Source organism: Cryobacterium sp., assembly GCF_025463825.1.
GTDB lineage: Bacteria > Actinomycetota > Actinomycetes > Actinomycetales > Microbacteriaceae > Cryobacterium.
The window spans coordinates 61,296-85,160 of sequence record NZ_JAODBG010000055.1 but is presented as its reverse complement, the minus strand read 5'-3'; the positions used below and the strand labels follow the sequence as shown (position 1 = coordinate 85,160).

General features: G+C 68.8%; 25 protein-coding genes and 1 tRNA gene. 9 read left to right on the top strand and 17 right to left on the bottom strand.

Annotation, left to right across the window (positions count from 1 at the left end):
• Positions 1 to 4: 4 nt before the first annotated feature.
• The 8 genes from tatC to JWP54_RS06925 all read right to left on the bottom strand — a co-directional run bounded on the left by tatC (position 5) and on the right by JWP54_RS06925 (position 6,268).
• Positions 5 to 757 (bottom strand): twin-arginine translocase subunit TatC, encoded by a 753-nt coding sequence (gene tatC / locus JWP54_RS06960; RefSeq protein ID WP_297369426.1) that lies wholly within the window; start codon positions 755 to 757, stop codon positions 5 to 7.
• Positions 758 to 803: 46 nt separating this feature from the next.
• On the bottom strand, positions 804 to 1,046 hold the full coding sequence (gene tatA / locus JWP54_RS06955) for a twin-arginine translocase TatA/TatE family subunit (RefSeq protein WP_297369395.1): 243 nt from the start codon (positions 1,044 to 1,046) through the stop codon (positions 804 to 806).
• Complete coding sequence (locus JWP54_RS06950) at positions 1,040 to 1,384, bottom strand: hypothetical protein (protein ID WP_297369392.1); 345 nt, start codon at positions 1,382 to 1,384, stop codon at positions 1,040 to 1,042. The genes tatA and JWP54_RS06950 overlap by 7 nt, the downstream gene beginning before the upstream one ends.
• Positions 1,381 to 2,394: a YafY family protein gene (locus JWP54_RS06945; protein WP_297369389.1), complete on the bottom strand. Its 1,014-nt coding sequence runs from the start codon at positions 2,392 to 2,394 to the stop codon at positions 1,381 to 1,383. Before JWP54_RS06945 ends, JWP54_RS06950 begins: the two co-directional genes overlap by 4 nt.
• Positions 2,391 to 3,410, bottom strand: a complete 1,020-nt coding sequence (locus JWP54_RS06940) for a YafY family protein (RefSeq protein WP_297369386.1) — start codon at positions 3,408 to 3,410, stop codon at positions 2,391 to 2,393. The genes JWP54_RS06945 and JWP54_RS06940 overlap by 4 nt, the downstream gene beginning before the upstream one ends.
• Positions 3,411 to 3,497: 87 nt before the next feature.
• Positions 3,498 to 4,433, bottom strand: a complete 936-nt coding sequence (locus JWP54_RS06935; RefSeq protein WP_297369382.1) for an FKBP-type peptidyl-prolyl cis-trans isomerase — start codon at positions 4,431 to 4,433, stop codon at positions 3,498 to 3,500.
• 108 nt (positions 4,434 to 4,541) lie between these two features.
• Entirely contained in the window at positions 4,542 to 5,543 is a 1,002-nt protein-coding gene (locus JWP54_RS06930) for a tRNA (adenine-N1)-methyltransferase (protein WP_297369378.1), read from the bottom strand.
• A complete protein-coding gene (locus tag JWP54_RS06925) occupies positions 5,540 to 6,268 on the bottom strand; it encodes an HAD family phosphatase (protein ID WP_297369374.1) in 729 nt (242 codons plus the stop codon). Before JWP54_RS06925 ends, JWP54_RS06930 begins: the two co-directional genes overlap by 4 nt.
• Before the next feature lie 81 nt (positions 6,269 to 6,349).
• Between JWP54_RS06925 and JWP54_RS06920 the strand changes: the two genes are divergently transcribed.
• Positions 6,350 to 7,300 carry a PAC2 family protein gene (locus JWP54_RS06920; RefSeq protein ID WP_297369370.1) on the top strand — a complete coding sequence of 317 codons (951 nt, stop codon included), beginning with the start codon at positions 6,350 to 6,352 and terminating at the stop codon, positions 7,298 to 7,300.
• A gap of 57 nt (positions 7,301 to 7,357) precedes the next feature.
• Here the strand turns inward: JWP54_RS06920 and mshC are convergent, their stop codons facing one another.
• Genes mshC through JWP54_RS06905 form a run of 3 tightly spaced genes read right to left on the bottom strand, consistent with a single transcriptional unit; the run spans position 7,358 to position 10,887 of the window.
• The gene (gene mshC, locus JWP54_RS06915) at positions 7,358 to 8,641 is read right to left on the bottom strand and encodes a cysteine--1-D-myo-inosityl 2-amino-2-deoxy-alpha-D-glucopyranoside ligase (protein WP_297369367.1); all 1,284 of its coding nucleotides are present in this window, start codon (positions 8,639 to 8,641) and stop codon (positions 7,358 to 7,360) included.
• Positions 8,642 to 8,654: 13 nt separating this feature from the next.
• Positions 8,655 to 9,509 carry an undecaprenyl-diphosphate phosphatase gene (locus tag JWP54_RS06910; RefSeq protein ID WP_297369363.1) on the bottom strand — a complete coding sequence of 285 codons (855 nt, stop codon included), beginning with the start codon at positions 9,507 to 9,509 and terminating at the stop codon, positions 8,655 to 8,657.
• A gap of 52 nt (positions 9,510 to 9,561) precedes the next feature.
• The gene (locus JWP54_RS06905; RefSeq protein WP_297369360.1) at positions 9,562 to 10,887 is read right to left on the bottom strand and encodes a M20/M25/M40 family metallo-hydrolase; all 1,326 of its coding nucleotides are present in this window, start codon (positions 10,885 to 10,887) and stop codon (positions 9,562 to 9,564) included.
• A gap of 168 nt (positions 10,888 to 11,055) precedes the next feature.
• Between JWP54_RS06905 and JWP54_RS06900 the strand changes: the two genes are divergently transcribed.
• From JWP54_RS06900 to JWP54_RS06885, 4 genes are all read left to right on the top strand, one after another.
• Positions 11,056 to 11,140, top strand: a tRNA-Leu gene (locus JWP54_RS06900).
• 367 nt (positions 11,141 to 11,507) lie between these two features.
• The gene (locus JWP54_RS06895) at positions 11,508 to 12,554 is read left to right on the top strand and encodes a hypothetical protein (RefSeq protein WP_297369357.1); all 1,047 of its coding nucleotides are present in this window, start codon (positions 11,508 to 11,510) and stop codon (positions 12,552 to 12,554) included.
• Positions 12,536 to 13,984, top strand: a complete 1,449-nt coding sequence (locus JWP54_RS06890; protein WP_297369352.1) for a hypothetical protein — start codon at positions 12,536 to 12,538, stop codon at positions 13,982 to 13,984. Before JWP54_RS06895 ends, JWP54_RS06890 begins: the two co-directional genes overlap by 19 nt.
• Positions 13,985 to 14,084: 100 nt before the next feature.
• Entirely contained in the window at positions 14,085 to 14,750 is a 666-nt protein-coding gene (locus tag JWP54_RS06885) for a hypothetical protein (RefSeq protein ID WP_297369349.1), read from the top strand.
• A 96-nt stretch (positions 14,751 to 14,846) separates the two neighbouring features.
• Here the strand turns inward: JWP54_RS06885 and JWP54_RS06880 are convergent, their stop codons facing one another.
• Together JWP54_RS06880 and JWP54_RS06875 are read right to left on the bottom strand one after the other, a co-directional pair.
• On the bottom strand, positions 14,847 to 16,442 hold the full coding sequence (locus JWP54_RS06880; RefSeq protein WP_297369345.1) for an ABC-F family ATP-binding cassette domain-containing protein: 1,596 nt from the start codon (positions 16,440 to 16,442) through the stop codon (positions 14,847 to 14,849).
• 55 nt (positions 16,443 to 16,497) lie between these two features.
• Complete coding sequence (locus tag JWP54_RS06875) at positions 16,498 to 16,869, bottom strand: hypothetical protein (protein WP_297369342.1); 372 nt, start codon at positions 16,867 to 16,869, stop codon at positions 16,498 to 16,500.
• Positions 16,870 to 16,934: 65 nt separating this feature from the next.
• Here JWP54_RS06875 and JWP54_RS06870 point away from each other — a divergent pair, with 65 nt between their 5' ends.
• Complete coding sequence (locus tag JWP54_RS06870) at positions 16,935 to 17,819, top strand: hypothetical protein (RefSeq protein WP_297369340.1); 885 nt, start codon at positions 16,935 to 16,937, stop codon at positions 17,817 to 17,819.
• A gap of 11 nt (positions 17,820 to 17,830) precedes the next feature.
• Here the strand turns inward: JWP54_RS06870 and JWP54_RS06865 are convergent, their stop codons facing one another.
• Positions 17,831 to 18,769 carry a DnaJ domain-containing protein gene (locus JWP54_RS06865; protein ID WP_297369337.1) on the bottom strand — a complete coding sequence of 313 codons (939 nt, stop codon included), beginning with the start codon at positions 18,767 to 18,769 and terminating at the stop codon, positions 17,831 to 17,833.
• A 129-nt stretch (positions 18,770 to 18,898) separates the two neighbouring features.
• On the opposite strand from JWP54_RS06865, the gene JWP54_RS06860 reads away from it, so the two are divergent.
• Entirely contained in the window at positions 18,899 to 19,546 is a 648-nt protein-coding gene (locus JWP54_RS06860) for a DUF1345 domain-containing protein (RefSeq protein ID WP_297369334.1), read from the top strand.
• A 28-nt stretch (positions 19,547 to 19,574) separates the two neighbouring features.
• On the opposite strand, the gene JWP54_RS06855 is transcribed toward JWP54_RS06860, so the two are convergent.
• The 3 genes from JWP54_RS06855 to JWP54_RS06845 form a co-directional block, all read right to left on the bottom strand.
• A complete protein-coding gene (locus tag JWP54_RS06855; RefSeq protein WP_297369331.1) occupies positions 19,575 to 20,423 on the bottom strand; it encodes an SMP-30/gluconolactonase/LRE family protein in 849 nt (282 codons plus the stop codon).
• Between the two features lie 4 nt (positions 20,424 to 20,427).
• Positions 20,428 to 20,592 (bottom strand): hypothetical protein, encoded by a 165-nt coding sequence (locus JWP54_RS06850; protein WP_297369328.1) that lies wholly within the window; start codon positions 20,590 to 20,592, stop codon positions 20,428 to 20,430.
• Between the two features lie 106 nt (positions 20,593 to 20,698).
• Positions 20,699 to 21,427, bottom strand: a complete 729-nt coding sequence (locus JWP54_RS06845) for an SOS response-associated peptidase (protein ID WP_297369325.1) — start codon at positions 21,425 to 21,427, stop codon at positions 20,699 to 20,701.
• Between the two features lie 84 nt (positions 21,428 to 21,511).
• Here JWP54_RS06845 and JWP54_RS06840 point away from each other — a divergent pair, with 84 nt between their 5' ends.
• Both JWP54_RS06840 and JWP54_RS06835 read left to right on the top strand, forming a co-directional pair.
• Entirely contained in the window at positions 21,512 to 22,285 is a 774-nt protein-coding gene (locus tag JWP54_RS06840) for a hypothetical protein (protein ID WP_297369319.1), read from the top strand.
• Positions 22,282 to 23,859: a DNA polymerase Y family protein gene (locus JWP54_RS06835; protein ID WP_297369316.1), complete on the top strand. Its 1,578-nt coding sequence runs from the start codon at positions 22,282 to 22,284 to the stop codon at positions 23,857 to 23,859. Before JWP54_RS06840 ends, JWP54_RS06835 begins: the two co-directional genes overlap by 4 nt.
• Positions 23,860 to 23,865: the final 6 nt, after the last annotated feature.

Genomic DNA, 23,865 nt, shown 5'->3' with positions numbered 1-23,865 from the left:
TGCGCTAGAGCGCCAACTCCCGTTCGAGGGCGAGGGCGCGCCGGGCGGCACGCCGATCGTGCAGGTAGGCCACCCCGTACGCCGCGAAGTACAGCAGGACCATCGGGACGGCGAGCATGAACATCGAGACCACGTCGGCGGCGGGGGTGGCGATGGCCGTGAAGAGGATGATCACCAGCACGGCGACGCGCCAGGACTTGATAATCGATTGGGCGCTGATCACCCCGGCGAAGTTCAGCAAGACCACGAGGACCGGCAGCACGAAAGCGATCCCGATCGCGACCATGAGTTTGAGGGTGAAGTCCAGGTAGTTCTGGGCGTTGATGAACGCGGCGTCTTCCGGAGGCGCGAAGCTGGTCATGAGGCCGACGATCTGCGGGAGCACGTACCAGCCGGCGGCGCAGCCGGCGAGGAAGAGCGGGACGGCCGTGAGGACGAAACCGTAGACGTACTTCTTCTCACCCCGGGTCAGGCCGGGCATGAGGAATGCGAAGATCTGGTACAGCCAGACCGGGCTGGAGATCACCAGCCCGACGTAGAACGCGATCTTCAGCCGCAGGTCGAAGGCGGAGGTGATGTCCGGATAGTTGATCTGGGCGTTCCGGTTCTGCGCCTCGATGATGGCGTAGATGGGCTGGCGCAGGGCATCCCAGACACCCTCGGAGAGCATCCAGCCGATGATGCCGCCGATGAGAATGCCGGCTGCGGCGCGGAACAGGCGCTTCCGAAGCTCGACGAGGTGCTGGCCGAGCGACATCGTGCCGGCCCGGTTCGCACGCTTGGAGGTGCGGACGGACACGGGTTCAGGACTTCGTCTGGTCGCCAGGGCCGACGGGGCGGGACGTGCCGTCAGTGGTGTCCGGGCGCGCCGCGGTTCCGGCGGTGTCGGCGGGCTCGTCGACGGCGTCGCTCTTGATCTCGCTCTTGAAGATCTTCATCGACTGGCCGAGGCTGCGGGCGAGGCCGGGCAGCTTGGGCGCACCGAACAACAGCAGGATGACGACGAGGATGATCAGGAAGTGCCATCCGGTCAGATTGCTCAACATGGGGGTCGATCCTCTGGCTTGTAGGGAGTGTGTTGGAGTAGTTTACCCCGGCCGATTGCGAGATCCCGACGGTGCGCCCGCCGGTGCGCCCGGCCGATCCGGGCCTGGTCGATCGCCGCCGCGAGCTCACGCCGGTTCCGGAAGACCGCGGGGCGGAAACGGGCCCGCGGCAGCTCCCGGTCCAGATCGAGCTCGGCCAGCTGGTCGCCGAGATCCTCCAGGGCGCCGAGGGTGCCCATCAGCTTGCGGAACAGCCGCACGGCGAACCAGGTCAGCATGCCGATCAGACCGGCCGCCAGAAGCGTCCAGATCAGGATCCAGGACCAGACCGGCATCATGGCCGGGCCGTATCCGGAGCGCTCCGGTCGGATTCGGCGTCGTACCGGGCAACGCCGGACGCCGCCCAGTCGGCCACGGTCTGCCGGGCCGCTCCGGGTTCGACGACCGTGACGACCCCGGCCAGGCCGGTGACGAAGCGTTTGAGCCCATGGAAGTGCGAGACCCGGAGGGAGGCGCGGGTGAGGTCTCCCTCGGCAGCCGAGCTGGTGGGCTCTGGACCGTAGTCGGCCAGGAGCCCGAGCGCGGACGCCGGGAGCTCGATGGTGACCGTCAGGTCGTCTGCGGAGCTCACGAACAACGCCCCGGGCTGCTGGGCGTCATCGTCGTGGGTATCGGCCGGGACGAGGGTGGAGGTGAGGGCACTCATCCGGTCCAGCCGGAAGGTGCGCATGGCCCCCCGCAGGTGGCACCAGCCGCGCAGGTACCAGTCATTGTCGACGGACTCGATGCGCACCGGGTCGACCCGGCGGTGCTCGGCGCTGCCGCGGGCACTGAGGTAGTCGAATTCGACCTGCGTACCCGCGCGCACGGCACCCTGGATGACGGAGATCGCGACGTCGGCATCCGTGCGGGACACCGCGAGTTGGCTCGGGGCACCCGTGGAGCTGCGGCTGAGCTTGGCCATCAGCGACGCTATCGCCTCCTTGTCGGCGTTCTCGGGAAGGGCAGACAGGTACTGCAGCCCCGCGATCAGCGCGGCCGCCTCCCGCGCCGAGAACCGGGGCGAATCGTCGATGGCGACCAGGTGGGTGAGCACGATGGTGTCGTTGGTCTCGAATTCGTCCCACTGGATGTCGAAGAGGTCGCCGTGCAGGTATTGCCGGGTCTCCCCCGGCACACCGGACATGGCGATGAGGTTGACGGCGTCCCTGACCCGCTCGGGCGTGACCCCGAAATGCTCGGCCACGGCGGCAACGCTCACCCGGTCGTGGTCCATCAGGTACGGCACGAGGGAAAGCAGGAAGGTGAGCTTGTCCGAGGCGCCGAACGCGGCGGGCTTGGCGGTCATCGGTCGGCCTCCGTCGGAATCGTGTGGCTGTCGCGCACCTGGCGCAGGCGCGTCAGCACGGCCTCGCGCAGGGCGGCCGGTGAGCGCACCAGAACCTCGGGGCCGTAGCCGGCCAGCTCGTCAGCGAGGATGTTGAGGTCCGTGTAGTGCAGGTCGACGGTGTCGGCGTCGACTCCGGGCGCGCCGCGTTTGCCGAGCCGCACGGCGGCGTCCGACCCGGCTTCGACAGCGATCGAGGCGGTTTGGGCCTGCCAGAGCGCGTCCAGCTCGGCCAGCGCCCGTTCGCCCTGGCCATCGTCGGCGCGCCGCGCGCCGCCTCCGGGGCGGGCGACTACCGGTCCCACGATCCGGGACAGCAGGAAGGTGCGGGGGGCCGCGGCGTCCTGGTCGGTGCCGTACAGGTGCCAGCGGCCCTCGTGCAGAACCACGGCGAGAGGGGCCACGACCCGGCGGCGTGGTGCGCTCTCCCCCGGTTTGAGGTAGAGGAAGGCAACGACCTGGCCGCGATCCATGGCCTTGCTGAGCGGTTCGAACGAGGATTCCCGTGCCCGAAGGAACGGGGCGTAGCCGACGATCGGATCCGTCGAATCGATCCCGAGGGAATTGAGTTTCGTGAGCGCGCGCCGGGACTCTGCGGAGAGCGATCCCTCTCGCCAGACCGTGGCGGCCAGCTTGAGCAGCATGATCTCGTCCGGGGAGAACGTGATGTCGGCCGGCAGGTCGTACAGCCCCTTGGGGATGCGGTAGCGCAGGTGATGGTTGCTGCCGGGATCGTCGGGCGACTCGATGGTCTCCAGCGGGATGCCGAGCTCCCGGATGTCGTCCTTGTCGCGTTCGAACTGGCGCTCGAGGCTGGCGTTGTCCCCGCCGATCTGGAACCGTTGACGGTAGCCCTGCACCGTGGAGAGGATCTCGCTCTTGGTCAGGCCGATCTGGGTCGCGATCAGCGCGAGGACCAGGCTGAAGAGGCGTTCCTCGACGGTGACGGGATGCTGGTGTTCTGGGGTGGGCGACACGTACGCGATCCTACCGGGGCTTGAGAGGCGGCCGACCCATCCGGTGCGCGTTCCGGATGGGTCGGCGGGGCCGGGGAGCCGAGACGTCTATTCGACGCCCAGGATGTCGACGACGAAGACCAGGGTCGAGTCGGCCGGGATCGTGCCGGTCGCCTCGCTGCCGTAGGCGAGCTCTGGGGGGATCACAACGAGGATCTGCGACCCGATGGTCTGCCCAATCAGGGCTTGACCCAGAGTGGAGATGCCCTTGTCCTCGGCGGTCTCGTCGGCGACCAGCGAGACCGGAGCGTTTTCAGCCCAGGTGGAACCGAACACGCTCTTGTCGCTCCAGATCACGCCGGTGAAGTGAATCATGGTGTTGTCGCCCTTGGCGACCTGCGCGCCGTCGCCCTTCTGGAGGACGGCGACTTCAAGATCGGTGGGCGGCGTTTTGGACGGCACGGTGATGCCGGGGGTGCCGTCCTCGGCCAGGACAACGGCGGGCAGGCCCGCGACGGGCAGCTGGGCCGCACCATCGGCGCGGGTGAGGAAGCTCTTGACGACGTCGATCACGATCACGAGCGAGTCGGTAGTGTCGGCGCCGGTGTTCTCGGCGCCGGGCGCGGTGACCACGGCGATCCGGGAACCCACCTGGGCGCAGAGCAGGCCGTCGGTCAGTCCGCCGGGCATCTCGACGCCGACGGCAAAGGTCTGGGCGCTCTTCTCGTCGTAGGCGCTCTTCTGGATCTCGGCGCCGGAGGTGCCGTCGTAGAGGGAGAATTCGAGTTGCACCTTCTGGCCGTCGACGAGTCCGGGGCCGGTTCCCTCGATGATCTCGCTGCGCTGGGTGGTATCGGTCTTCAGCGGGAACGGGAAGTCGACGGTCGGAACCGCGCCGAAGTCGCCCGTCACCGACACGAGGTCCGACGCGTCCCCTGCGGTCGCCGGCGCCGTGCAGTCCGCTGCCGCCGAGCCTGGGCTGCAGGCGGTCAGGGTCGCGAGCACCAGGCCGGCGGTTGCGATGAGTGCGGGAACTTTACGCACGAGTCCTCATTTCGATACAGGGAAGCGAACAGCGTGATGCTGGTGTGTGAATTGCGGGGAGAGTGCAGGCTCGAGCAGCCTGGTGCGGGCGGCGGGCCGACGACCAGTCTAACCGGCGTCGAGGTCGCGGGCCTTGGAGAGCGCTGCGCCGGTCTCGGCGGTGCGGTTGCGCTTGCGCATCACTTTGGCGCTCACGGAGCGTTCGCCCAGCGCACCGGGCGTCCACAGCTCGACATCGGCGTCGCTGAAGTCGGTTTTCGACGGTCGGCGCTTGAGTTCGGGCAGGATGGTGTCCGGTGCCAGGCGGCGGGCGGCGATGAGGAACCCGGTGTGCCCGATCATGCGGTGATCCGGACGGACCGCGAGACCCTCGACGTGCCAGCCGCGCACCATCGTCTCGTGCGAATCAGGGTTCGTGTAGTCGCCGGTGGCCCGGATGGCTTCGGCCACCCTGGACAACTGGGTCACTGTGGCCACGTAGCAGAGCAGCACTCCCCCAGGCTTGAGGGCGGCGGAGACGACGTCGATGCACTCCCAGGGCGCGAGCATGTCCAGGACGACGCGGTCGACGGACTGGGCCGGCATGGTTTCCGGCAGGGTGTCGGCGAGATCCCCGAGGGTGATGGTCCAGTTCTGCGGGTCGTGGCCCAGGAAAGTGGCGACGTTGGAGCGGGCGACGTCGGAGAATTCTTCGCGGCGTTCGAATGAGGCCAGGGTGCCGGCCGGGCCGATGGCGCGCAGCAGCCAGAGTGACAGCGCGCCGGAGCCGACGCCGGCTTCGACCACGGTGGCGCCGGGGAAGATGTCGGCCTGGGCCAGGATCTGGGCGGCATCTTTGGGGTAGATGATCGCCGCGCCACGCGGCATGCTCATCACGAAGTCGATGAGGAGCGGGCGCAGGGCCAGGTGTTCGACGCCCACATTGTTGGTGACCACCGATGCATCCGGGCGGCCGATGATGTCATCGTGCTCGAGGATGCCCCGGTGGGTGTGGAAGGTCTTGCCCGGGACGAGCGTGATGGTGTTCAGCTTGCCCTTCGGGCCGGTCAGCTGCACTCTGTCGCCGGCGCGGAACGGACCGCTGTTCTGGATGACCTGGTTGTCGCTCATGCGCGGGTTGCGTCCTCGGTGGTAGTGGGGTGGGAATGGGGAGCGGGCCGCCGGGACCCGTACAGCTCGCTGAGGGAGGCCAGCGTGGTGCCGGCCAGGGTGTCCAGACAGGTGTAGTGCTCGCTCGGCTCGATCGGCACCATGTGCGGGACCGCGAGGACGACGGCGCCGGAGGCGACGGCCGCGGCCACGCCGGGCAGGGAGTCCTCGATGGCGACGCAGTGCACAGGATCGACGCCGAGAACCTCTGCGGCCAGGAGGTAGGACTCCGGGTGCGGCTTGCTCTGCTGCACCATGTCGCCGGAGACGATGGTGGTGAAGGCGTCGAAGCCGACCAGGCCGGCGATCTGGCGCGCCATCCGCTGTTCTGACATTGTCACCAGCGCCATCGGAACGCCGGCGGAGTGGAGCTCGGTGAGCAACTCGTGCGCTCCGGGCCGCCACGGGATGCCGGCTGACTCGAGCTGCTCCTGCACCCGGGTGGTCAGGGTGTCGACGATCGCCCGGGCCGGGAGGTCCACTCCCCGGTTCTGCAGGATTGCGGCTGAACCCAGCAGACCGGAACCGACGAGCAGCATGGCGTCGGCGTGGGTCCAGACGCCGCCGAAGGACTCGACGAGTTCGTGTTCGGCGCGCATCCAGTACGGTTCGGTGTCGACGAGGGTGCCGTCCATGTCCCAGAGAACGGCAGCTGGGACGGACGAGAGTGCGGGGATCGGTGTCACGGGGTTCAAGTTTAGGGGGCACGGCCTATCCTTGAAGGAGGCCACCCAGTCGCGGCGGCCGGAATACAGGGGTTTCACGCAGTGACAGACGGCAATGGGTTCCTCAGCGGGCGACTTCTGGTGGTCGCCTTCGAAGGTTGGAACGACGCGGGCGAAGCCGCCACGGGCGCCGTGAACACCCTGAAGGACCTCCTCGACGTCGACGAGGTCAAGCGCATCGACCCCGAACTCTACTTCGACTATCAGTTCAACCGGCCCACCATATCCACCGACGAGGATGGCCGGCGGGTCATCGAATGGCCGAGCGCCGTGATGTACGGCCCGGTGGTGCCCGGCAGCAGCGGCGTGCCTCTCGCCGAGGATGCGCAGCTCAAGGTGAGCGGCACCAACGCCGGCAATATCTACCTGCTCATCGGCACTGAGCCGTCCCGCAGTTGGAAAAGCTTCACGGCGGAGATTCTGGATTCGGTCCTCGCCGCCGATGTGAGCGGGATCGTGTTCCTCGGTGCGATGCTGGCCGACGTGCCGCACACTCGCCCCATCTCGATCTTCGTCTCCAGCGACAACCCCGAGGTGCGCGCCGAACTGCAGATCGAGCGCAGCACCTACGAGGGCCCCGTCGGGATTCTCAGCGTGCTCGCCTCAGCGGCGGAGACTGTCGGCATCCCCAGCCTGTCGATCTGGGCATCCGTGCCGCATTACGTGCACAACGCACCGTCACCCAAGGCCATGCTCGCCCTGATCGACAAGCTCGAGGAGATCATCGACGTCGTCATTCCCCGCGGCGACCTGGTCACGGACGCCTCCGAATGGGAGACGGGCATCGACGCCCTCGCCGCTGAGGACGAGGAGATGGCGGCCTACATCGGGCAGCTCGAACAGGCCCGGGATACCGTCGACTCGCCCGAGGCGAGCGGTGAGGCTATCGCGCAGGAGTTCGAACGATACCTGCGGAAGCGCGGTGACGGCCAGGGTGGCTGGGCCGACGGCCGTCAGGGCCCCGGCCCCGGCCCGGAGCCGCGCCAGCCCTAGGCCTTCCGGACGTGCCCAACTCGTCCGGAAGTGGGCAGCTCGCGAGTGCGCCGGCAGCTAGAGCTTGACGCCCAGGAGCGCGTCGATGGCGAGGCCCACCAGGGCCGGGTCGTCCACGCCGGCGGCGACGGCCGCATCCACTGCCGCGAGGGCGCCGCGGGTGTCGAGGTCGTTCACGAGGGCGGCGCGCATCCGGTCGACGACCGTCGCGGCGCTCTCCCCCGCCGTCCCGGCGGCGATGGCGGCGGGAACCGCGATCGGGCCGAATGCGAGGGTCCACACGGCCAGGCGGGCTTCGGCCTCCTCCAGTTGCTCGGCGGTCCACTCCCAGTCGGTGCGGTAGTGCTGCGCCAGCAGGGCCAGGCGAATTGCGCGGGGATCGCTCCCGCCGGCACGGAGCTTGGAGACCAGCACCAGGTTGCCCAGGGACTTGCTCATTTTCTCGCCCTGGTAGGCCACCATGCCGGTGTGGCTGTACACCTGCGCCAGGGGATGCCCCGACAGCGCGGCAGCGTGGCCGGCGCTCATGTCGTGGTGCGGGAAGATCAAGTCGCTGCCGCCGCCCTGCACCGTGAAGTCGGTGCCGAGCTCGGCGAGGGCGATCACGGAACACTCGATGTGCCAGCCCGGCCGGCCAGCGCCCACCGGGGACTCCCAGGACGGCTCATTCGCACGGGCGGCCCGCCAGAGCAGCGGGTCGAGCTGGTCGCGCTTCCCGGCCCGGTCGGGGTCTCCCCCGCGTTCGGCGAACAGCGCGAGCATCGTCGCGCGGTCCAGATTGCTCTCTTCGCCGAGCACCCAGGGCGCCTGGCGCTCCGCGGCACGGATGTCGAAGTACAGGTCGGCGCCGGGGCCGTCGGGGGTCGCCAGAGCGTCCGGGGTCGGCACCTTGTAGGCCAGGGCGGATTCCCGCAGCGTCTGCACGGCGGCGGAGATGTCGTCGATGACGTCGGTGACGGCGACGAAGTCATCCGGCGGGATGATGCCGAGGGACTCCATGTCGGCCCGGAACAGGTCGGTTTGCTCCACGGCGAGTTCGCGCCAGTCGACACCGGTCGCGGTCGCGCGTTCGAGGAGTGGATCGTCGACGTCGGTTACGTTCTGGGCGTAGTGCACCCGGTAGCCGCCGTCCCGCCAGACCCGCTGCAGGGTGTCGAAGGCCAGGTAGGTGGCGGCGTGGCCCAGGTGGGTCGCGTCGTAGGGGGTGATCCCGCAGACGTACAGCCGGGCGACATCCGTCGGTTTGGCTTCGACGATGGAGTCCGTCGCAGTGTCGTGCAGGCGGGGAGCGTCTGAACGTCCCGGAATAGACGGGATGACGGGATGTGACCAGGCGCGCATGCTTCCAGCCTAACTACGCGGTGATGGTGTTCGTGCCGAGCAGAACCATCACGACGATGCCGAGGGCGATGCGGTAGACCACGAACGGCATGAAACTGCGCTTGGAGATGTAGCTCATGAAGAAGCCGATGACGAACAGGGCCACGATGAACGCCACGACGGTGGCGACGAGGGTCTCCAGCGGGCCGAACAGTTCGGGCGTGCAGTTCGCCGCAGCGGCGACACAGGGTTCCTTGACCGACTTGTAGACCTGGTAGAAACCGCTGCCGAGGACGGCGGGGATGGCGAGCAGGAAGGCGTAGCGGGCGGCGGCGGCGCGCTCGTAGCCGAGGAACAGGCCGGCGGTGATGGTGCCGCCAGAACGGGAGACGCCGGGGATGAGCGCCAGCGCCTGGGCGAAGCCGAAGATGGTGCCGTGGGCGACGGTGATGTCGCCGAGCTGGCGGCGCTTGGCGCCGACGTAGTCTGCGATGCCCAGCAGCACACCGAACGCGATGAGCATGATGGCGGTGACCCAGAGGTTGCGGAGGGTCGTCTCGATCTGGTCCTGGAAGAGCAGGCCCAGCACGACGATGGGCAGGGTGCCCAGGATGATGAGCCAGCCCATGCGGGCGTCGTCGTCGCTGCGTGGGACCTTGCCGACCAGGGACTTCGACCACTGGCCGATGATGCGCACGATGTCGCGCCAGAAGAAGATCACCACAGCCGCTTCGGTGCCGATCTGCGTGATGGCGGTGAACCGGGCGCCGGGGTCTTCACCGGTGCCGAGGAACTGGCCCACGATGCTGATGTGGGCGCTGGAGGAAACCGGCAGGAATTCGGTCAGCCCCTGGACCAGGCCCAGGATGACCGCGTTGAGGAAGTCCACGTGATACTCGTTTCGCTTGTGCTGTGTGCTGCTCGGTAGCTAAGACAGTGGGCTAGTACGTCGACAGCAGATCGGTCAAAACCGTCCTGCCAAACACTAATGCGTCCAGCGGCACCCGCTCATCGACGCCGTGGAACAGCGCCGGGAAATCCAGCTCGGCGGGAAGCTTGAGTGGGGCGAAGCCGTACCCCTTGATGGCCAGCTTGCTCAGCGCCTTGTTGTCGGTGCCGGCCGGCATCAGGTACGGCAGCACCGGGGCGCCGGGGTCGTGGGTGCCGAGGGTCTGCACGATCTTGTCGATCAGCGGGCCGGCGAATTCGGTTTCCAGGCCCACATCCCGGTGCATCACGACGATCTCGATGTCAGGGCCGACCAGTTCGGCCAGTTCCGCCAGCACGGCGTCCTCCTCGCCGGGGAGCGAGCGGAGGTCGATGAGCGCCTCGGCCCGGTCGGGGATGACATTGTGCTTGTAGCCGGCCTGCAACACGGTCGGGTTCATCGTGGTGCGCAGGCTCGCCTGGATGAAACCGGACGCGGTGCCGGTGGCCAGGGCCAGTTCGTCCGGCCCCATCGACTGCGGTTCGACGCCGAGGATGCGGGCGATCTCGGAGAGCAGCTGCCGGGTGGTGTTCGTCAGCCGGATCGGCCATTCGCGCCGCCCCACCTTCGCAACGGCCTCGGCGAGACGGGTGATCGCGTTGTCCGTGACCAGGCGGGAACCGTGCCCGGCGGGACCGTGCGCCACGAGCTTGAGCCAGATAAGAGCTTTCTCACCGGTCTGCAGCAGGTAGGCGCGCTCCCCGCCGATGCTGATCGAGTATCCGCCGACCTCGCTGATCGCCTCGGTGGCGCCCGCGAACAGGTCTGGCCGGGTGTCGACCAGGTAGTGCGAGCCGAGCACGCCGCCGGCCTCCTCATCGGAGAAGAACGCGACGACCAGATCGCGTTCGGGCTGGCCGCCGGATCCGAGCACATCCGTGAGGGACGCGAGGATCATCGCGTCCATATTCTTCATGTCCACCGCGCCGCGTCCCCACAGCATGCCGTCGCGGATTTCGCCGCCGAACGGGTCCACCGACCAATTCGCCGGTTCGGCCGGCACCACGTCCAGGTGCCCGTGCACCACGAGGGCGCCTTTGCTCCGGTCACGGCCGGCGACCCGGGCGACGACGCTGGTGCGGCCGGGTGCGGCGTCGATCAGCTCAGGTGCCAAGCCCAGGTCGCGCAGTTTCTCTGCCGCGTACTCCGCGGCATCCGTTTCCCCGTTGGAGCGTCCCTCGCCGTAGTTGGTGGTGTCGAACCGGATCAGGTCGCGGGCGATCTCGGCGGTCAGGTCGAGCGTGTCGACCGCGGGAGGCGTGGTGGCGGAGGCTGTCATGCAGTTCACGCTACCGGGCATCGGCTCCGGTCCGTCTCCGGGTGCGATTTCGGGGTCATGCCGAGGCCGCCACGAGGGTTGGAGGCACCCCCTGGTGTCAGGAGCGGGCGAAGATCCGTGCTAAGTTATTCCCCGGCAGCAAAACATAACTGCGGCCGAAAACATCCAGTCCGGGTGGCGGAAATGGCAGACGCGCTAGCTTGAGGTGCTAGTGCCCGTATAGGGCGTGGGGGTTCAAGTCCCCCCTCGGACACGGAGATTGTTGGTAAGACAACGATCAACGAGAACTGGTTGAGACAGTTCACGGGCCGGATCTCAGGATCCGGCCCCGTCTCGTTAACGCAGCGAATCTCAGCTTTTTTTCGAGCCGTAATGAGGTGGCCTGGAAGACGCGGTCACTGCGTCCAGTCCGCCGAAGGTGCTGACTGCAGCTCGGGCATGAAGCTGGTCCAACACCGAACCCACTGCGGAGCGCGCTCGCCGTCGTACCCGAGGGATCGCACGGCTAGCGGCGGCAGGTGCGGGACGTCCCGGGTGAGCGGGAGCTCTCTCGGTGGTCCTGCTAGAGTCAAGCCAAGCGTTCGTGAGAGCGCTCTCACCCGACATGAAAAGCTGCACGCATGAAGTTCGGCCACTTCGACGATGAAGCCAGGGAATACGTCATCGGGACCCCGGTGACGCCCTACCCGTGGATCAACTACCTGGGCAGCGAAGACTTCTTCTCGCTCGTTTCGCACACCGCGGGCGAATACACCTTCTACAAGGACGCGAAGATGCGCCGCCTCACCCGGTACCGCTACAACGACATCCCCACCGATTCTGGCGGACGATACTTCTTCATCAACGACGGCGACGACGTCTGGACCTCCAGCTGGCTGCCGATGAAGAAGGACCTCGACTTCTTCGAGACCCGGCACGGCATGGGTTACACCCGCATCACCGGCGAACGCGGCGGGCTCAAGGTCTCCACCCTCTACTTCGTGCCCCTTGGCGAGACCGCGGAGGTGCAGAAGGTGACGATCACGAACACCTCGGACACCGAGAAGACCTTTTCCCTGTTCTCCTACCTCGAGTTCTGCCTCTGGAACGCCCAGGACGACCAGACCAACTACCAGCGCAACCTCTCTATCGGCGAGGTCGAGGTGGACGGCAGCGCGATTTACCACAAGACCGAATACCGCGAACGGCGCGACCACTACGCCGTCTACGGCGTCAACGCCGAGATCGCCGGCTTCGACACCGACCGGGAGACCTTCGTGGGCCTCTACGAGACCCTCGCCGAGGCGAAGGTGCCGCACGCCGGCGCGAGCCAGAACTCGATGGCGTCCGGCTGGTACCCGATCGGCTCCCACCAGATCGACTCGACCCTGCAGCCCGGCGAGAGCCGGGACCTGGTGTTCGCGCTCGGGTGCGTGGAGAACACGCCGGAGAACGGCGAGGAAAAATGGGCCGACAACGCCAAGCAGATCATCAACAAGACCCGCGCCCAGGCGCTGCTCGCCCGGTTGAGCACCACAGAAGCCGCGGATGCCGCGTTCGACGCCCTCGGCGTCTACTGGACCGACCTGCTCTCCGCGTACACGGTGACCTCCCCCGACGACAAGCTCAACCGGATGGTCAACATCGGAACCAGTACCAGTACCAGTGCATGGTCACCTTCAACATGAGCCGGTCAGCGTCGTACTTCGAGACCGGCATCGGCCGCGGGATGGGCTTCCGGGACTCCACCCAGGACCTCCTCGGCTTCGTGCACCTGATCCCGGACCGCGCCCGCGAACGCATCCTCGACATCGCCGCCACCCAGCTGCCGGACGGGTCGGCGTACCACCAGTACCAGCCCCTCACCAAGCGCGGCAACAACGAACTCGGCTCCGGGTTCAACGACGACCCGGCCTGGCTGATCATCGGCGTGGATGCCTACCTCAAGGAGACCGGCGACGACGGCATCCTGGACGAGATCGTGCCGTTCGACAACAACGACGCCCTCGCCGAAACGCTCTACACCCACCTCACCCGGTCGTTCGAGTTCACCCGGAACAACCTCGGCCCGCACGGCCTGCCGCTGATCGGCCGGGCCGACTGGAACGACTGCCTGAACCTCAACTGCTTCTCCACCACCCCCGGCGAATCGTTCCAGACCGCCGAGAACCAGGCCGGCGGGGTGGCGGAATCGACCTTCATCGCCGCGCAGTTCGTGCTCGCGGCCGGGCAGTACGCCACCATCGCCGACCGCCGCGGCGACCCGGCGCAGGCCGCCCTGGCCCGCACGGCGGCAGCCGACATGAGCGAGGCGCTGTTGACCCACGGCTGGGACGGCGATTGGTTCCTGCGCGCGTACGACTTCTACGGCAACAAGGTCGGCACCGCCGAAGACACCGAGGGCCAGATCTGGATCGAGCCGCAGGGCTTCGCCGTCCTCGCCGGCGTGGGCGTGGAGCACAACTCAGATGGCACGCCGACGACGACCAGCCCGGCGTACCGAGCGCTGAATTCGGTGGACCGGCTGCTCGGGTCGGAGCACGGCCTGGTGCTGCGATACCCGGCCTACAGGAGCTACCGCATCGAACTCGGCGAGGTCTCGACCTATCCCCCGGGCTACAAGGAGAACGGTGGCATCTTCTGCCACAACAACCCCTGGGTGATCATCGGTGAGACCGTGCTGGGCCGCGGCGCGAAGGCGTTCGACCACTACCGCAAGATCACCCCGGCCTACCGGGAGGACATCTCGGAGGTGCACCGCACCGAACCATACGTGTACGCGCAGATGATCGCCGGCAAGGAGGCCTCCCGGCACGGTGAGGCCAAGAACTCCTGGCTCACCGGCACCGCCGCGTGGAATTTCGTGACGGTTTCCCAGTATCTGCTCGGCGTGCGCACCGACTACGACGGGCTCGTCGTCGACCCGCAGATCGGGCCGGATGTCGCGGAGTTCACGGTCACCCGGCAGGCGCGCGGGGCGACCTACGTGATCACGGTGGTGAACTCGGGCCGGGAGGGCTCGCGGGCGAGCCTCGAGGTCGATGGAGTTGGCATCACCGGCCGCACCGTGCCGTACGCGCCCGCCGGGACGACCGTGCAGGTGCGCGCGACACTGTAGGGGAACCAATTGCGGCCGGCCGGACAGTAGTGGGTAGGACGTCTACCGAACAGCCCGCGCACGGGCCTGGCCGCTGTGCGTCGCCGTTGCGTGCGTCGGTGTGCTGATCACCGGATGCGGCCACGGCGACGCCGCGGGACCGGCTGGAGCCGGCCCGACCATCGGCGCCGTACCAGTCGGCCCCAGTGCTGCCGAGGTTTTCACGGCGTGCAGCCCACCGGGGATCGTGGACTACGACCCGATCGAGTCGCTGGCTGTTCTGGCCGGGGACAGCACCGTGGTGATCGCGGGTGAGATCGATCGGGTGCAGGCCGGCCGCGACACCACCTACAGCGCACCGAACGAGACGTCCACTACCGGAAGCGCGGTGATCGTCGTGCGGAACGTCACGGTGGTCTCCGGAGAATTGAATCCCGCCGCCGACGCGAGCGTCTACATCGAATTCGGTTCGGGCAGCCCCGACCAGTGCACGCGGATCGTGCCGCTCGGAACGGCGATTGTCGCCTACCTCAACCCGGCCTGGGACGGCGCCCGCAGCTACGTAGACGAGTATCTGGACCCGACCTCGGTGTACACGGAAATCGAGGATCCCGGCGCCGGTCGGCCCAGCGGCCAGCCGCTGTACCAAGCGTCCGCGCTCGAGGGTCTCGTCTGGCAACTCCCGGGTAGCGCCGAGGTGGTCTGGCCGCTACACCTGGGCACCGGCCCCGGATCGATCCGCGACGCGCTCCCCGACGGCACGCTCGCCGGCCCGGAGCGAACCTGACTGGACTCAGCGATCCGCGGGTCAGGCGCCGTAGCGCGGGTGGCTCGCCACCCGCGCAACGGCGCGGCTCCCGCGAATCGCGGGGCCGGCAGCCGGTCAGGCGACGGCCACCTCGACCTCGCCCGCCAGTGCGCCCTCGCTACCGAAGACCAGACGGCGGTTGGCGATCTTGTCGGTGAAGAACCGGTCATGGCTGACCACGACAACGGCGCCGGGGAAGTGCAACAGGGCGCGCTCCATCACCTGGGTGCTGGACATGTCCAGGTGGTTGGTGGGCTCGTCCAGCAGCAGCACCGAGGCTCCGGAGAGCAGGCACTGCGCCATCGCAACGCGGGCCTTCTGGCCGCCGGAGAGGTTGCCGATCTTCTGCTTGAGGTCCGCCTCGGAGAATTGGAACATGGTGAGGAACCGGTTCACCGACTTGCGGGTGGCGGTGAAAGCCAGGCTGCCCTCGAGGGCGTTGACGGCGTGGCTGACGGTGTCCGTGTCGTCGAGCTCGGCGAGCACCTGGTTGTAGGAGACCATGCCCGCGCCCTTGGCCCAGTCGACGTGTCCGTGATCCGCCGATTCCTCACCGGTGAGCACCCGCAGCAGCGTGGTCTTGCCGCTGCCGTTGGCGCCCAGCACCACGATGCGGTTGCCGCGGCGGATCTCGAAGCTCAGGTCGTTGAAGAGCACCTTGTCGCCGTAGGCCTTGCTGAGCATCTCGACCCGGCAGAGCACATCCTTCACGTGCAGGTTGCCGTAGATCTCGGTGATGATCTTATCGACCGGGCGAGGCGTGCGGGACTTCTTGATGGTCGCGAGCTGGCCGCCGAGCTTGCGGCTGGCGTTCTTCTGGGCCTCGCGCCGGTCGACGATGCCCTCGGATTCGAAGGCGAGGAGTTCGGACTCGTGCACGAACTGGGCGTCGAGGGTCTTCAGCCGGAACTGCTTCTGAACCACGTACTGGCCGAAGTTGCCCGGGTACTCGTGCAGGTGGAAGTTCTCCAGCTCGATGATGCGGGTCACGACGGCGTCGAGGAAGGTGCGGTCGTGCGACACGATCACCGCGGCGCCCTTGAAGTCGCGGAACCAGCTCTCCAGCCACTCCACGCCGGCCACATCGAGGTAGTTGGTCGGCTCGTCCAGCAGCAGCACATCCGGCGCCTCGAGCAGGATCTTCGCCAAGGCCGCACGGTTGCGCCAGCCGCCGGAGAGCTCGTCGATGGCGCAGGTGCGGTGTGCTTCGTCGAAGTTCAGGATGGTCAGGGCCGCGTCGATGCGACGCGGGTAATCCCAGCCGTCCAACCGGTCCATGTCTTCGAAGAGCTCGGACTGGCGGTGGATCAGCCGGTCCAGCTCGGCGCTGGCCGAGGAGTCCGCGGCGATGGCGGCATCGATCGACGCGAGTTCGGCCTCGACCGCCTTGATCGGGGCGAACAGGGCCTCGAGCACCTCGGTGATCGTGGATTCCCCATTGAGCTCGGAGAACTGGGAGAAGTAGCCGATCTTCACCCCGTCATCAACGGAGACGGTGCCGGTGTCCGGGGTCACCTGGCCGAGGATCAGCTTGATCAGGGTGGTCTTGCCCGACCCGTTCCGGCCGATCATGCCGACGCGGTCGCCCGGCTCGAGGCGGAAGAAGGTCTCGCGGAGCACCTGGGTGTTCTCGAAACGTACGGTGACATCGTTCAGCCTGATCAGGCTCATGGGTGCTGCTCTCTCGCGTACGCACGCGGGGTGAAGTTCGTCAGGGGTGCAGGAATCAGTCGCTGTGTTCGGCGGCGTCGACGATGCCGATGAAGCGGTTGCCGATGCCGTCGACCTCACGGCGGCTGAGGCCCGCGGCGGGAGCGGGAAGCTCGTCGTAGCCGTGGTGGTCACAGCTGAGGTAGGTGAACGTGGGCCACCATTTTTTCGGCCGCGCCGCCTCGGTGAAGCCGCACACGCTGCAGGTGAGGGAGATCCAGACCGGTTTCTTGCCCGTGCGGTTGGCGCGGGACTGCACCAGCCAGGCCGGCGGGTGCGATTCGATCTCGGCGAGCTGGGCTTCGGTCATGCGGCTGGGAAGGTCGTGGCGCTGCGCCATCTCGAGGGGAATGTCGAGGCGGAGCGCTGCTTCTCGTCTGGTAATCATCAGGTCCAACGATAGGCGCTGCCGACCTCGGCAGCGGGCCCGGGGCGGAACTGGTTCAATGAAGGATGCCTGAAACCACTTCTCCGCTCGGCCTGCTGCTCGATGTCGACGGGCCGATCGCCAGCCCGGACACCCGCACCATCAGCACGCCGAGCATCATCACCGACCTCATTCTCCTCGCCGGCGGAAACGTGCCGATCGGTTTCATCACGGGCAGGTCGGCGCAGTTCATTCGCGAACAGGTCGTGACCCCACTCGTGGCCGCGGGCCTGCCGGAGCGGATGCGCATGTACGGCGTCTGCGAAAAGGGCGCCGTCTGGTTCCCGATCACCGCCGCCGGCATAGGCGACGTCGTCGTCGACGCCAGTGTCGCGCTCCCGGACGTCGTGGCCGGCCGCATCCGCGACCTGGTCGCCACCGACTACGCCGACACCATGTTCTTCGACGAGACCAAGCTCGCCATGGTGTCCGTGGAACAGCGCACGGATGTGGACCGGGCCGCCTACCATGTCGCCCAGGCGTCGTTCGAGGAGGCCGCCTACGCGATCCTGATCGAGCACGGCCTGGGGGTGCGTTTCGGGGACCGGGTAGCCCCCGACGCTGCGGGCGCGGTGCCGTTCCGGATCGACACCACCATCATCTCCACCGACATCGAATCGGTGGACCTGGACAAGGACCACGCCGCCAAACGTGCCCTGGCCTTCTTCGCCGAGGGTGGACCGCTCCCCCGACTCTGGCGTTCGGTGGGCGATTCGCGCAGCGATTACCTCATGGCCGATCATCTACACGCCGCGGGCTACGACGTCGCGCACGTGGATGTGCGCCCGGCGGACGGCATCCTGGAGCGGCCGTACCGGGTCGTCGTGGAGGGCGACCTCATCCACGATGAAGCGGGCGCCGCGTTCCTGGACTACTGGGTGAAGAAGCTCGGCCTGGCCCGGGCTGCGTAGACGTCGACGAATCAGTCCTCGACGAAGCGGATGCCGTTCTGTAGGGTGCTGCGCAGTTCGAACACCTTCTCGAAACTGCCGCGTTCCATGCCGGCGATGCCGTCGCGGAGCACCCCGACCAGGCGTGAGCGCGGCACGATGACCACCATCGGGCGCCGGCCGCGGCTGGGCAGGGTCAGTGGTTCGGTCACGGCCTCGTCGGGGGCCACCACGACCAGCGCGGTGAACTTCACCCGCAGCGACTTGGCCAGGACCCGGGCGGCCGTGCCGAACTCGTCGAGAGGTCCTTCGCCGGGCTCGATGGCGTCGCCGACGAGTTCCCCGCGGCGCAGCTGCACGGGCGATCCCCAGTCTTCGGAAAGGATCGCGAACAGGCCGGCCGGGCCGAGCACCACGTGGTCGATTTTCTCTCCGTCGTCCCGGGTGGCGATGTCATGCCAGGCGGTGAAGCCGATGCCCAGGCCGGAGATCAGCTGGGCGGTGTTCTCCTCGGCCAGGGCCTTGGCCAGGCGGTGCCGGATCTCCCGCGGCGCCGACCGGATCAGGTCGGGCGCGTACGGGTCGTCGATGACGGTGCCGCGGCCGGCCCATTCGCGCAGCAGGGCGAGGTAGCGCTGGCGGGAGTGGCCGCCGGGGTGCCCGTGCATCCGGGCCTTCATGCCGGCGGAGGACGTTCGCGCGGAGGCCGCCCGCCCGGTGCCGGAGCTGCCGGAGTTGCCGGAGAAGTGGGTCTCGGGGTAGCGGGCACCGTCATACGCGGCCCGCGATTCCGGGCTGCCGATGCGCTCCCAGGCCACCTGCACGGCGTGGAAGGACGCGGGGCTGCCGCCGACGTCCGGGTGGGACTGGCGCAGCTTCCGCCGGTAGGCACGCCGCAACTCCTCGTCGGTCACCGACGGGCTCACGCCGAGCACCTCATAGGGGCTCGCGGCGGCCGGACTCTCTGACATTCGTGCGGTCTCTTTCGGCCTGGAACGGGGGATTTCGTTCGTCCACCAGCCTAACCAGCGTTGCTGGTATCTCGCCGACACCGCGGGTCCCGCCAGCGCGGGCCGGGAATTCCGTGCGACGATCAGCGGGTGAACAGCTCTGATCAACTACCCCTGGCGCACCGCTCCAGCACCCGCCTCCTGGCGATGGTGGCCGTCGGCGTGCTCGCGGCCATGGTGACCGGCCTGCTCGGCGCCTGGCTGCTGGCGCCGGCCATCGGCTGGGCGGCCGCCGCGATTCTCTACATCGGCTGGGTGTGGCTCGCCGTCTGGCGGATGGATGCCGAAACGACGGCCGCGCACGCCACCAGGGAAGACCCCGCCAGGGCCATCACCGACGTGCTGCTGATCCTGGCCAGCCTGGCGAGCCTCGGCAGCATCCTGATCGTGCTCCTGCAGGCCCGCGCCGCGGCCGGGTCCGGCCAGGTGTTGCTCGCCGCGCTGGCGGTCGTCGGGGTCGCGCTGTCCTGGGTCCTCGTGCACACCCTGTTCACGCTGCGCTACGCGTCGCTGTACTACGCGGATGACGATGGCGGGGTCGATTTCAACCAGACGGAGCCCCCGCGGTACGCGGACTTCGCGTATCTGGCCTTCACCCTGGGCATGACCTTCCAGGTGTCCGACACCTCGCTGACTTCGTCCGCCATGCGGGCGGCGGCTCTTCGGCACGCGCTGATGTCGTTCCTGTTCGGCTCGATCATCCTGGCCACGCTGATCAACCTCGTCGCCGGTCTCTGACGGAACCTCAACCGGCCGTCGGCGACGGTCATCCGGCGAAGGTCTTGACGGGCAGTCCCGCAACGCCGGGCGTCGCAGTGAAGATCGATCCGGCGAGGGGGTCCTCGCCGGGGGCGAGGTCCTCCCTTGAGGTGGTGATGAACAGCTGGCGGAGGTCGTCGCCGCCGAAGGTGCAGGCCGTGACCCGGCCGGCGGCCACCTCGATGACCTCGTCGAGGGTGCCCTCCGGCGTGTAGCGGCGCACGGCCCCGCCCGCGTACAGTGCCACCCAAACGCCGCCGGCGCTGTCCACGGTGAGGCCATCGGGGTATCCGTCGGCCTCCGGGATCTCGGCGAAGGTGCGCAGGCCGGTCAGTCCGGTCTCCGGCGACCAGTCGAAGACGCCGATCCGGCCGGTCGGGGTGTCGTTGTAGTAGGCCAGCGAGCCGTCCGGGCTCCACTCGAGCCCGTTGGAGATCGTCACCCCGGACAGCTCCCGGGTCACCGCACCGTCCGGGGCCAGCCGGTAGAGCGATCCGGCACCGGTGCGCTGGTCGTACGCCATCGAGCCGCAGTAGAACGATCCGTCGGGGGCGGTGCCACCGTCGTTCATGCGGACGGAGGCGTCCGCCCAGATCTCGGGCAGGCGGGTCAGGGTGCCATCGGCATCCTCCAGAACGAAGCCGCGCTCCACGGCGATGACCGCTCCTCCGCCGGCGCGGGGCCGAAGGGCGGCCGCGATCGTGTCGACGTGCCGGCGGACGGGCGTGCCGTCGCCGGTCAGGGTCAGCACGTCGCCGGCGAACAGGTCGACCAGGCGCAGCCCGCCCCAACTGGGCGAGAAGACCGGTCCCTCGCCGTGGAAGGTGATCGGGTCGGTCAGCTGGTCGGCGCGCACCGGATCAGTCGCGCAGTACGTGGGCGGGGATAGCGATGGCCGCACTCACGGCCAGGATGCCGGAGATGAAGATCGGGCCCTGCCAGACCTCGACGGTGAAGGCCAGGCCGAACAGCCAGAGGCCGAGGACGAACGCGGCCATGGCCACGACGAAGGAAACGATGTGCATGGGCTGGGTCCTCTCAACGGTGCCGCGAAAGCGTTCCGGGCTCCCTTCGAGCGTACTGGTTCGACGGCGTCCGGTGTGGCTGGCGCGACGCGCTGGGTCGCCGACGCTAGGCGCTGTAGCCGACCTCGCGTTCGGGGCCGACGGGATCGATGAGCGCCGGTGCGTCCGCACCGATGAGCGGCGCGACCTCGTAGAAGGCCAATCCCGCGGCGGTGTCCGACCCGGCTTCGACTACCGCGTCGACGAGGGCCTGGTCCCCATCGGTGTGCGGGTCCAACCAGCGGTCCCAGGCCTCTTCGGGCAGCACCACGGGCATCCGGTCGTGGATGTCGGCGAGGGCGCCCTGGGCCGGGGTGGTGAGGATGGTCGCGGTCAGGACCCACCGGGCCGGGTCGTCCTGGCCGAGCGCCGGGTTGCGCCACCAGGAGTACAGGCCGGCCAACGCGAGCGGGAGGCCGTCGTCGGAGTGCACGACGTACGGGGTCTTGCTGGTGCCGACGGTGTGCCACTCGTAGTACCCCGTGGCGGGGATGATGGCGCGGGTCTTGGCCAGGGCGGTGCGGAAGGTCGGCTTCTCCGAGACGGTCTCCGCGCGGGCGTTGAACGTGGCGAAGGCGGCCGACAACTCCGGCGAGAACGTGGGTACCAGCGACCAGCGCGCCGATTCCAGCCGGCGGACGACCGGGTCGGACTTACCCGATTCGAGCACGATGGGGATCTGCTCCGTCGGTTTGACGTTCCAGGACGGCTCCGGCAGTGCGCCGGCCTCGTGCTCGATGTCGAACATGGCGGCGAGGTCAGGCGCCGAATCGGTCATGATGAATCGCCCACACATAGGCTCAGGCTACCGTGCCGGCCCGGTCGGACCGGGTTATCCACACCGGTTGACTAATTCGAATCTGTGTTCGAAAATTGGAGGGTGGCTCTCCCCCTGACTTCCGTTGCACCCGTGTCGTCGACCCTCGACGGCACGCCCGGCCGCGCGGCCCCGGGAACGGCGGCGGAGCGCGTGACGGAGCTGCGGGAACGGATGAACGGCATGCAGCGGGCCCGCTGGGAGCCGAACGGGCGCGCGCTCCCCGGTGGCCTGGCCGGGCTGCTCCCGAACGGAATGCTGCGCAGCGGTGTGGTGTACACCGTCGAGAATTCCACCTCGCTCATCATGGCGATTCTCGGAGCGGCCACCACGGACGGCGGCTGGGGTGCGATCGTGGGCCTGCCCGATTTCGGCGTCGAGGCGGCGCTCGGTTTCGGCATCGACCTGGAGCGGCTGGTGCTCGTTCCCTCCCCCGGCGATCAGTGGCTGGCCGTGACGGCGGCGCTGGTGGATGTGCTGCCGCTCGTGGTGGTTCGTCCACAGCGTTCCGTGGGCGCCGCCGAGGTGGCCCGGCTCGGCGCTCGCCTGCGCCAGACCGGCTGCACCCTCCTCGTCGCGGGTACCTGGGCGCAGAGCGAGGCGGCCCTGCGGGTGACCGGCAGCCGTTGGGAGGGCCTGGGCACCGGGCACGGCTACCTCTCCGGCCGGGACCTCACCGTCGCGGTCATCGATCGCAACGGGCCCCGGCGCACCGAGCGGTTGCACCTTCCCGACCGAGCCGCCGGTGAGGCCGGGAGCGTGGACGGCCTCCCGGTCTCCCGCCGCGACCCGGCCAGGGCGGTACCGGCCGCGCGGCGGCACCCGGTGGCGGGATGACCACCATGAACCGCGAACGCACCATCGTGCTGTGGTGCCCGGACTGGCCGGTGCTGGCCGCCAGGTCAGCCGCCGACCTGCCGCCGGACACCCCGCTGGCCCTGATCGATCGCGGACTGGTGTTCGCCTGTTCGCCCGCGGCACGGGTGGACGGCGTCCGCCGCGGCCTGACTGTGCGGGAGGCCCAGTTCCGCTGCACCGGCCTGCTCGTGCTGCCCTACGACCCGGTCCTTGACCGACGAGCCTTCGAGCCGGTTCTCGACGGCATCGAGGCGCTCACCCCGGGGGTGGCCGTGGTCCGCCCGGGAACGTGCGCCATCCGCGCCCGCGGACCGGTGCGCTACTACGGGGGCGAGGAGGCCGCGGCGCTGGCGCTGTTGGCATATCTGCACACAACCGGGCTGGCCGGGGCCCGGGTCGGCATCGCCGACGGGCCGTTCGCCGCCGAGCAGGCCGCGCGGCGCGGTGGGGTGCCGGTGCGCATCATCCCGCCGGGCGAGTCGGCGGTGTTCCTCGCCCCGCTGCCGGTAGGCGAGGTGGTGGACGTCCCCCTGGGCATCCTGCTGGCCCGGCTGGGCGTGCACACCCTGGGGCAGTTCGCCGCCCTTCCCGCGCAGGACGTGCACCGCCGCTTCGGCGCGGCGGCGGCCCGGGCCCACGGCAGGGCCGCCGGGCACGAGCGGGAAGAGGTGGTGCCCCGCACCCCCACCCCGGTCTTCGACCGCGGCCAGGACTTCGAACCCGCCCTCGACCGCATCGACCAGCTCGCCTTCGCACTGCGCAGCACGGCGGACGACTTCGTGCAGGCGCTGCGGGAGCAGACCCTGGTCTGCACGGCCGTCAGCATCCTGGTGACCACCGAGGACGGCTCGCTCACCGACCGCACTTGGCGGCATCCCCGCTGGTTCACGGCCACCGACCTCATCGACCGGGTGCGCTGGCAGTTGCAGGGTGACGGCCGGGCGGGGTCCGGCCTGGCCGCGGGAATCGTCCGCGTCGTGCTGTCCCCCGAGCGCGTGGACGCGGTCGCGAACCACGAGGACGGCCTCTGGGGTACCGGCCCGGACGAGCGTATCCACCACGCGCTCACCCGGGTGCAGGGCCTGGTCGGCCACGCCGGGGTCGTGACAGCGGGCGTCGGCGGCGGGCGGCTGCTCGCCGACCGGCAACGCTGGGTGCCCTGGGGCGACGATACCGCTCCAGGGGCCGATTCCCGCGGCCCGGCCCGCCCGTGGTCCGGCAGCCTGGGCGGCCAGACGCCCTCGACCGTGTACCGGGAGCACCGACCCGTGACTCTTCTGGCCGCGAATGACCGGCCGGTTTCCACGGACGACCGTGGTGGCCTGGACGGAGTGCCCGTCGTTTTCGAACCGCACCCGCTCGACGTGGGAACGGACGGGACGGGTCGACACACGGTGGTGGCCTGGGCCGGTCCGTGGCCCGTTCAGGAGCGCTGGTGGGACCCGGCAACGGCGCGGACCGTGCATCGCGTGCAGATCGTGGAAGACACCGGGGACGCCTGGCTGCTGGCTCTGGACGACCAGGGCTGGCGGGCGGAGGCCCGCTATGACTGACCAGGC

Bases quoted from the DNA above. Each gene is read 5' to 3' on its own strand.
- tatC (WP_297369426.1), bottom strand. From the start codon at position 757: ATGTCGCTCGGCCAGCACCTCGTCGAGCTTCGGAAGCGCCTGTTCCGC.
- tatA (WP_297369395.1), bottom strand. From the start codon at position 1,046: ATGTTGAGCAATCTGACCGGATGGCACTTCCTGATCATCCTCGTCGTC.
- JWP54_RS06950 (WP_297369392.1), bottom strand. From the start codon at position 1,384: ATGATGCCGGTCTGGTCCTGGATCCTGATCTGGACGCTTCTGGCGGCC.
- JWP54_RS06945 (WP_297369389.1), bottom strand. From the start codon at position 2,394: ATGACCGCCAAGCCCGCCGCGTTCGGCGCCTCGGACAAGCTCACCTTC.
- JWP54_RS06930 (WP_297369378.1), bottom strand. From the start codon at position 5,543: ATGAGCGACAACCAGGTCATCCAGAACAGCGGTCCGTTCCGCGCCGGC.
- mshC (WP_297369367.1), bottom strand. From the start codon at position 8,641: ATGCGCGCCTGGTCACATCCCGTCATCCCGTCTATTCCGGGACGTTCA.
- JWP54_RS06905 (WP_297369360.1), bottom strand. From the start codon at position 10,887: ATGACAGCCTCCGCCACCACGCCTCCCGCGGTCGACACGCTCGACCTG.
- JWP54_RS06895 (WP_297369357.1), top strand. From the start codon at position 11,508: ATGAAGTTCGGCCACTTCGACGATGAAGCCAGGGAATACGTCATCGGG.
- JWP54_RS06890 (WP_297369352.1), top strand. From the start codon at position 12,536: ATGGTCACCTTCAACATGAGCCGGTCAGCGTCGTACTTCGAGACCGGC.
- JWP54_RS06880 (WP_297369345.1), bottom strand. From the start codon at position 16,442: ATGAGCCTGATCAGGCTGAACGATGTCACCGTACGTTTCGAGAACACC.
- JWP54_RS06875 (WP_297369342.1), bottom strand. From the start codon at position 16,869: ATGATTACCAGACGAGAAGCAGCGCTCCGCCTCGACATTCCCCTCGAG.
- JWP54_RS06870 (WP_297369340.1), top strand. From the start codon at position 16,935: ATGCCTGAAACCACTTCTCCGCTCGGCCTGCTGCTCGATGTCGACGGG.
- JWP54_RS06865 (WP_297369337.1), bottom strand. From the start codon at position 18,769: ATGTCAGAGAGTCCGGCCGCCGCGAGCCCCTATGAGGTGCTCGGCGTG.
- JWP54_RS06850 (WP_297369328.1), bottom strand. From the start codon at position 20,592: ATGCACATCGTTTCCTTCGTCGTGGCCATGGCCGCGTTCGTCCTCGGC.
- JWP54_RS06845 (WP_297369325.1), bottom strand. From the start codon at position 21,427: ATGTGTGGGCGATTCATCATGACCGATTCGGCGCCTGACCTCGCCGCC.
- JWP54_RS06835 (WP_297369316.1), top strand. From the start codon at position 22,282: ATGACCACCATGAACCGCGAACGCACCATCGTGCTGTGGTGCCCGGAC.